The sequence below is a fragment of the Listeria grandensis genome, from assembly GCF_014322885.1.
Taxonomy (GTDB): domain Bacteria; phylum Bacillota; class Bacilli; order Lactobacillales; family Listeriaceae; genus Listeria_A; species Listeria_A grandensis.
Genome location: NZ_JAASUG010000030.1, coordinates 1 through 1,664, shown reverse-complemented (window position 1 = coordinate 1,664; position 1,664 = coordinate 1). Strand labels below are relative to the sequence as shown.

The 1,664-nt window shown below is 51.6% G+C and carries 1 rRNA gene; it reads right to left on the bottom strand.

What is annotated here, in order from left to right:
• Positions 1-36: 36 nt before the first annotated feature.
• Positions 37-1,588, bottom strand: a 16S ribosomal RNA gene (locus tag HCJ54_RS15255).
• Positions 1,589-1,664: the final 76 nt, after the last annotated feature.

The window sequence follows — 1,664 nt, the reverse complement described above, 5'->3', positions numbered from 1 at the left end:
AGAAGATAAAACGAATACAGGTTTCCTTTTCCTTAGAAAGGAGGTGATCCAGCCGCACCTTCCGATACGGCTACCTTGTTACGACTTCACCCCAATTATCTGTCCCACCTTCGGCGGCTGGCTCCATAAAGGTTACCCTACCGACTTCGGGTGTTACAAACTCTCGTGGTGTGACGGGCGGTGTGTACAAGGCCCGGGAACGTATTCACCGTGGCATGCTGATCCACGATTACTAGTGATTCCGGCTTCATGTAGGCGAGTTGCAGCCTACAATCCGAACTGAGAATAATTTTATGGGATTAGCTCGACCTCGCGGTTTGGCAACCCTTTGTATTATCCATTGTAGCACGTGTGTAGCCCAGGTCATAAGGGGCATGATGATTTGACGTCATCCCCACCTTCCTCCGGCTTGCACCGGCAGTCACTTTAGAGTGCCCAACTAAATGCTGGCAACTAAAATCAAGGGTTGCGCTCGTTGCGGGACTTAACCCAACATCTCACGACACGAGCTGACGACAACCATGCACCACCTGTCACTTTGTCCCCGAAGGGAAAGTTCTGTCTCCAGAATGGTCAAAGGATGTCAAGACCTGGTAAGGTTCTTCGCGTTGCTTCGAATTAAACCACATGCTCCACCACTTGTGCGGGCCCCCGTCAATTCCTTTGAGTTTCAACCTTGCGGTCGTACTCCCCAGGCGGAGTGCTTAATGCGTTAGCTGCAGCACTAAGGGGCGGAAACCCCCTAACACTTAGCACTCATCGTTTACGGCGTGGACTACCAGGGTATCTAATCCTGTTTGCTCCCCACGCTTTCGAGCCTCAGCGTCAATTACAGGCCAGTAAGCCGCCTTCGCCACTGGTGTTCCTCCACATATCTACGCATTTCACCGCTACACGTGGAATTCCACTTACCTCTCCTGCATTCAAGTCTCTCAGTTTCCAATGACCCTCCCCGGTTAAGCCGGGGGCTTTCACATCAGACTTAAGAAACCGCCTGCGCTCGCTTTACGCCCAATAAATCCGGACAACGCTTGCCACCTACGTATTACCGCGGCTGCTGGCACGTAGTTAGCCGTGGCTTTCTGGTTAGATACCGTCAAGGGACAAGCAGTTACTCTTATCCTTGTTCTTCTCTAACAACAGTGCTTTACGATCCGAAAACCTTCTTCACACACGCGGCGTTGCTCCGTCAGACTTTCGTCCATTGCGGAAGATTCCCTACTGCTGCCTCCCGTAGGAGTCTGGGCCGTGTCTCAGTCCCAGTGTGGCCGATCACCCTCTCAGGTCGGCTATGCATCGTCGCCTTGGTAGGCCATTACCCTACCAACTAGCTAATGCACCGCGGGCCCATCTGTAAGTGATAGCCGAAACCATCTTTCAAACAGGCGTCATGCGACGCTTGTTATTATTCGGTATTAGCCCCGGTTTCCCGGAGTTATCCCCAACTTACAGGCAGGTTGCCCACGTGTTACTCACCCGTCCGCCACTAACGTCCGAAAGAGCAAGCTCTTTCTTCGGTTCGTTCGACTTGCATGTATTAGGCACGCCGCCAGCGTTCGTCCTGAGCCAGGATCAAACTCTCTTTCAAATAAAAGATGAATCTGAATACTTATTCAACACCGTGAATAAGATCCTTGCGTCAAATTGACTTCGCTAGCAAATAA